The following is a 6,594-nucleotide window of genomic DNA, read 5'->3' on the forward strand; positions in this document are numbered from 1 at the left end:
CCCCTAGGCTGGTGTTCGAACGAGGTTTGACAACGTTGTCAAAGCCGTGGGAGGACACGTGCCAGGACATCGCCGTCGGCTCGCCACCACCGCAGCGCTGCTGTTGACCGCGCTCACCGCCACCCAGCTACCCGCCGTCGCGCAACCCACCGATCCGGTTCGCGCGGTGAACACCTTCATCGGCACCAAGGACGAGGGCAACACGTTCCCCGGTGCCTCCGCGCCGTTCGGCATGACCCAGGTCAGCCCGATCGGCACGCACTACGCCGGATGGCGCTACGACGACACCCGGATCAAGGGCTTCGGCCACTTCTTCCTCTCCGGAGCGGGCTGCTGGGAGCAGGGCGGCCTGATCTCGACCCTGCCCACCACCGGCAGCATCGGCGCAGGCCAGGGCCACGACTTCGACATCAACAAGCCCGCCGCGTTCGACCAGGAGCAGTACGCGGCCGCCTACACCCACGACGGCGAGGTCGGCGACGCGGGCTACTACCGCACCCGCCTGACCGACTACGGCGGCATCGACGTGGAGGCCACCGCCGACACGCGCGTCGGCGTCGAGCGCTACACCTTCGAACGCGGCCCGGCGCACGTGTTCCTCAACGTCGGGCAGGCCAACGAGCGCAACCCGGTCAAGGCCAGCGGGCTGGAGGTGGTGGACGAGCGGACGGTCCGGGGCTGGGTGCGCAGCAAGGGCTTCTGCGGCGGGCAGGACTACACGCTGTGGTTCACCACCCGCTTCGACGAACCCGTCGAGTCCTTCGGCACCTGGCAGCCCGACGGTGGCCGCTTCGACCGCCGCTCGGTCTCCGGCGGCGAAGGCCTGCGCGGCGCGTGGCTGACCTTCGCCGACGAGCAGGTCACCGCGACCACCTCGATATCCTATGTGGACGCAGCGGGAGCGGACGCGAACCTCGCCGCCGAGGGCGGCGGCTTCGACCAGGTCCGCGAGCGGACCCAGGACCGCTGGCGCCGCGAGCTGGACCGGATCCAGGTGAGCGGCGGAACGCCCGACGACACGGCGGTCTTCTACACCTCGCTGTACCACGTGCTGCTGCAACCGTCGACGGCCACCGACGCCGACGGGCGCTACCGCGGGTTCGACGACGCGATCCATCGCGCCGACGACTGGACGTACTACCAGTTCTTCTCGCTGTGGGACACCTACCGCACGCAGAACCAGCTGCTGGCGCTGCTGGTCCCGGACCGCGCCCGGGACATCGCGCGCAGCGTGCTCGCGATCGACGAGCAGGGCGGCTGGCTGCCGCGCTGGGCGTACGCGAACTTCGAGACCAACACGATGACCGGCGACCCGGTCACACCGTTCCTGGTCGACCTGTGGCGCTTCGGCGCACTGGACGGCCGCGAACAGCAGGCCTACGAAGCGCTGCGGCGCAACGCCAGCGAAGTCCCGCCGGCCGACTCCCAGTTCGAGGGCCGCGCGGGCAACGACTCCTACCTGTCGCGCGGATTCGTGCAGTACGACCCGGACTTCCCGAAGAAGGGCCAGGACGTCGACCCGGCGCACGGCGGCTCGGCGACCATGGAGTACGCGCTGGCCGACTGCTCGCTGTCCCTGCTGGCCGGAGTCCTGGGCCACCGGGAGGACGCCGCGCAGCTGGCCGAACGCGGGCGGAACTGGCGCCACGTCTGGGATCCCTCGGTGCACGACCCGGAACGCGGCTTCACCGGTTTCCCGCGCCCGAAGAACCCCGACGGAACCTGGTTCGAACCCTACGAACCCATCTCCGACAAGGGATTCCACGAAGGAACGGCCTGGCAGTACCAATGGCTGACCCAGCAGGACGTGCCCGGCCTCCTCGCCGCCGTCGGCGGTCCCGACCAGGCCGAAAAGCGCCTGGACACGTTCTTCGCCCACGACCAGCTGATCCAGGACCCGGCCCGCACGGCCCGCGAGGAGTGGGTGATCGACCCGTACGACTACTACGGCCAGTTCCGCTACAACCCGAACAACGAACCGGACCTGCACGCCCCGTGGATGTACTCGCTGATCGGCCGCCCGGCGAAGACGTCGGCGGTGGTGCGGGCCCAGCAAACGCTGTTCACCAACGCCCCCGACGGAGTCACCGGGAACGACGACCTGGGCACGATGTCGGCCTGGTACGTCTTCAGCGCCCTGGGCCTCTACCCCACGACACCGGGAACCGGCCAGTTCATCCTGAACGCCCCGAGGTTCCCGAGAGCAGTGGTCGAGATCCCCGGCGGAACCCCGCTGACGATCAACGCCCCGAACGCGCGAGGAGCGAAGCTCCAGTACGTGGACGAAGTCCGCGTGGCGAACACCCCCAAGCACGAGGTGTGGATCGACCTGGAAAGAGTCCGAGCGAGCGGCACCATCGACCACCGCCTGTCCGACACCCCCACCACCTGGGGAACCAACCCGGAAGCAGTGCCCACCGCCCCCTGCGCAGCGGGCTGAGCGTCAGTTCCGGCGCAGGGTCCTGCTGGCCGCCGCGATGATCGCGGTGGCCAGCACCCACCCGGAGACCATCAATACCCACATGACGGCCTTGGACGGTCCGACCACGTCCCACGCCTTCTCATGACCGAGGTCCAGGAGCGGGATGAGCAGGTCCAAGGCGTACAAGAACGGATCCCAAGCCGGGTGCTCGCCTGTTTTGACCGGGCAGGGTCCAGAACCGAGCGCGCCTAGGCGATGACACGGCCCGCTGCCGAGAGCGAATGCAGCGCCACCGAGTCCCCAGAGAAGCAAGAACAGCACCACTGCTCGCGACGAGCGGTAACCGTATCCCAGCACTGAATCCTGCAGGAATCCCCATCCACGACGGAAGACGTACCTGATCCGATGGCGGACCGATCGAGTGCTGCCGAGCCCTGATGGCGCTTCCCGGTACGAGCGCCGCACAGCGGCCAAGCGGACCGTTCGCGCTCCGTCTTTGTCCCCAGCCGCGATCAGGCAGTTCGCCAACTGCTCATACGGACCGGGCACGAACTTCGGCGTAGCGAGCTTGAGCCAGGAAAGGCGCTCCGGCAACCCCACTTCAGTGCTGAGCCGCCCGTAGCTGAATCCTGCCAGGTCGATCTCGTGCTCCCGTGGCCACGAGGTCGCTCGATCCACGAGCAAACCGACCTGAGCATTGGCCAGACGCACTGCCCCGCCCGGCATCGTCGTCGGCAACAACCGGAACACGCTGGCCTGGAGCCGAGTGGCATCGAGCGCGCATCCGCTCCTGCCGTCGAGCTGCACGTCGTCGAGGCGCGCGTCCTGGCCGATCACTGCGTCCGCCAGGACGACCTTGTCGGCGAAGGAACTACCCGTCATGTTCAACTGGCGACCGATCTTCGTACCGGTGAGATCAAGAGCGAACGATCCGGTCTCCTCCAGATCCAGTCTCCGCACACCGCCGGTGACCGCAGCCGACGTGATACGCAGGAAATGCCCGATCTCGGAAGACGACAGCACAACGCCTCCGGCAGCGGCCAGCTCCGAAAGAACCATGGTGTCCACCGTCAGATTCGAACCGCTGATCGCGAGCGCTCCCGAAGCCTCCAGCTTCGCTCCGTGGAACGTGATGTGCGGAACCACTAGATTGACCAACCGCACCTCACCTGAGCAGCGAAAACCCTTCCCTGCGTGAAGGCGACCGCGAATAGTCGTATCGGAGAGGTCCGCTGTCGAAACGAGAGGGTCGACAGCGGACTGCCTCTCGTCATCACCGGCGGTGGGCTGGCTGCCGCTTCCGGACACCTCCAGATCGGTGAGCCTCAAGTCACCGGACACTTCACTGGTCGCGATTCGCAGGGCAGTGCCTCCCCGAGCCGTCAACTTCCCGTTGCAGACCGCTACGAAACCGCTGACAGTACTGCTCGAAAGACCGAAGGATGTCCCTTCGACGCCGTCCAACATCACGTCCCCGCTGATCGTGCAGGTCGCAACGCGGACCTCACCCGAGAGCCGAGAAGCACCCTCCAAGCGGAAGCCGGCACCGAATGACGCCGAGACTGCGTTGATCACACGTCCGTCGCGTCCGTTCAGCCGTCCTCCCCGGATTCTGAAGAGGCCGCCCACACGCGTGCCGACGAGGTTGATCACCCCCTCGAGTTGGACGGGATCTGTCGCCTCGATGCCACCAGCGATGTCCGCCCAGTCCAAGGCGATCGCCACTCCCGAGGCCGCATGGGGGTCGACGATCGCCGCGCGATCCAGCCGGAGCTGTCCGGAGACCGAGGCATGCCGGTAGTCCAGAACCCCTCGGCAGGAGAAGCCCCCGCGCAACAAGGCAGATCCACGAATCTCCGCACCGCTGAAGTCGATCGCGCAAGCACCCGGGTGATTGTGCTGTGCCCCCCGCAGGTTCAGATCACCACCGAGACGCGCTCCGGCAAAGTGAAACTTCCCGGTGAACCTAGCTAACCGCGCATCCAAGCCCAAAGACATGCTGGCCGACTCGCCATCGACTGCGGCACCGTCCGGATTGGCGATGCTCACCTCCTCCAGCAGGAGGCGTCTGCTCACCACTGCACCCGGAAGATGAAGTGCTCCGCGCAGATCAGCGTGCTTCCCGATCAGATCACCATCGATCTGTGCAGCCATGAGATTCACAGCGATCCCACCGCCGCTGACCCGGCTGCCCGTCAGATCCAGATCTCCACCGATGCGTGCATCCTCGAGATCGATGTGGGCAGCCTTGCGCAGCCCGCGAAGCCACAGCGGCCCTTCGACGCGCACGCGCGATGCCCGAACAGAGCTGATCTGGCAGTCCTCCAGGTGAATCCGCAGCGTGCTGGCATCGTTGAGCAGCAGATCACCATCGAACACGCATTCCCGGAAGACCATCGGCACGGACACCGAGCAGTCGGACAGGTCGAGGTCTCCGACGATCCGAGCGCCGACCAGTTCCAAAGCCGGGCCCCGACCTCCCTCAGGAGACGTGACTACGAGCTGGCTGATGAACGATGCCCGTACGACCTCGTCATCGGCCGGCCGAAGCGGCTCACGACGCTCGAACGATCTGCGGAGCGAAGTCTCGACGGATGAAGCTTCTGCTTCCGGGAGATCTCCCAACCTCATATCCCCACCCAAGATCAGCTGCCTGGCGAACCTAGCGCAGCACGGGAAGCCTCGGAGCCCGTTTGGCTCGACCCAACAAACGGCTCAACAAAGCGTGCTGGTCATTCGAGCAATGCTCGACCGGCTCGAAGTCGACCGATCAACCGCAACGCGCTAGTACCCGTACGGCCGACGGAACCACACCGGTTCCGCCAGCCGCGGGCGCTCGAGCAAGGTCACGGGATGTTCGGGGCCGGGCCCAGGGTGTTGAGGGCTGCGACGATCGTTCGTTCTTCGTAGGCGAAGTGGGCTTCGAGTTCGCCGGTCATGGATTCGAGGCGGGTCTTCAGGTGCGCCGGGTCGGTTCTTCCCGGTTCGTACTCGTCCACGAGCCGGCGAATCTCGTCCTGCAAGCGCGCTACGGCCTCGTGCTCCTGGCCCAGCTTCTCCAGAGTTGGGGAGAGTTCCGGGAACTGCTGCGCGAGCATCGGGAAGGCACCTCGGTCCTCGCCGGTGTGGTGCTGCTTCAGCGCGGCGCAGAACTCGGTGCAGTGCGCGCGCAGCTGTTGGGCCAGATCCGGCTTGGGGCGTTCGAGTTCCGGGGAGCTCGCATCGCCCTCGATGATCTCGTCCACCTGGCGGTGGAGTTCCGCGAGCTCCGCGCGCAGCCAATCATGGGCCTCCACCAGGAAATCGCCCAGACCGCGGACTCGCTCGGCACCTGCCGAATCCTGGTCCGACCGCTGGTCCCGGTCGATCCGGTGGAGGGTCACCACCGGGAGCACCCGCGCCGTCTTCCGCTGGTAGTCGCGCATCCCCTCGTTCTGCGCTGCCACCGCGGCGAAGAGCTCGTCGCGCCGCCCGCCGGTCTCGATGGTCGCCATCGCGTCGTAGGTCTCAGCGCCGGTCTCCACCGTGACCTGCGGGTTCTTGCGGATGTTGTGGTACCAGGCCGGATTCTTCGGTCCGCCCATCACCGAGGCCACGACCAGCGGTTGGCCGCCGATCTCGAAGTAGCCCAGCGGGGTCTCCCTGGGCTCGCCGGTGCGGGCTCCGGTCGTCGTCAGCACGCACACCGACCAGCCCTCCATCCAGCCGGTGAGCTTTCCGCCGTTCTGGCGGAACTCCGCTATCACCTGGCGGTTGAAGGCGTGGACGTCGAAGTTCTCGATTTCTCGCTCTGTCAATGCAGTCCTTCCGGATCTCGGTCGATCGGAGGGTTCGGCATCGAGGTGCGGACACGCGGAAGAGCCCCGCAGGCCGGGTACGCAGAGGCAGGCACGTTGGACCGCATCGCGGTTCGACGAAACCAGGTGCGAGACACGTTGAATCGTGTCGCAACTCGATGGTGGCTTGAGAAGCCGCTACCTCCATGCGTAGGCCCATCCGGGGCTCGTGGGGAGGCTAGCAAGGCGTTCCGTCGGGGTGCAAGGGCGGGGTTGTGGTTGGGGCTTTTAGGGGTTCTGTTGTCCTTGGGCCATCCCCGTGGTTTGGTGGATTGTGGGGGCTGCGGTCCGGATGTCAAGCCCGGCCTGGCGGCCGCCCCTTCGGGGTTTCAGGCT

Annotated in this window: 3 protein-coding genes; 1 reads left to right on the top strand and 2 read right to left on the bottom strand. The window is 66.7% G+C overall.

Annotated elements, in window-relative coordinates; all coding sequences use genetic code 11:
• The first annotated feature begins 58 nt into the window (after positions 1–58).
• Positions 59–2,440: a GH92 family glycosyl hydrolase gene (locus tag OU416_RS26465; RefSeq protein WP_372907259.1), complete on the top strand. Its 2,382-nt coding sequence runs from the start codon at positions 59–61 to the stop codon at positions 2,438–2,440.
• 3 nt (positions 2,441–2,443) lie between these two features.
• On the opposite strand, the gene OU416_RS26470 is transcribed toward OU416_RS26465, so the two are convergent.
• Positions 2,444–4,885 (bottom strand): translocation/assembly module TamB domain-containing protein, encoded by a 2,442-nt coding sequence (locus tag OU416_RS26470; protein ID WP_270929717.1) that lies wholly within the window; start codon positions 4,883–4,885, stop codon positions 2,444–2,446.
• A 383-nt stretch (positions 4,886–5,268) separates the two neighbouring features.
• Positions 5,269–6,219: a nitroreductase/quinone reductase family protein gene (locus tag OU416_RS26475; protein ID WP_270929718.1), complete on the bottom strand. Its 951-nt coding sequence runs from the start codon at positions 6,217–6,219 to the stop codon at positions 5,269–5,271.
• Positions 6,220–6,594: the final 375 nt, after the last annotated feature.

The organism is Saccharopolyspora indica (assembly GCF_027853965.1).
Lineage (GTDB): Bacteria > Actinomycetota > Actinomycetes > Mycobacteriales > Pseudonocardiaceae > Saccharopolyspora > Saccharopolyspora indica.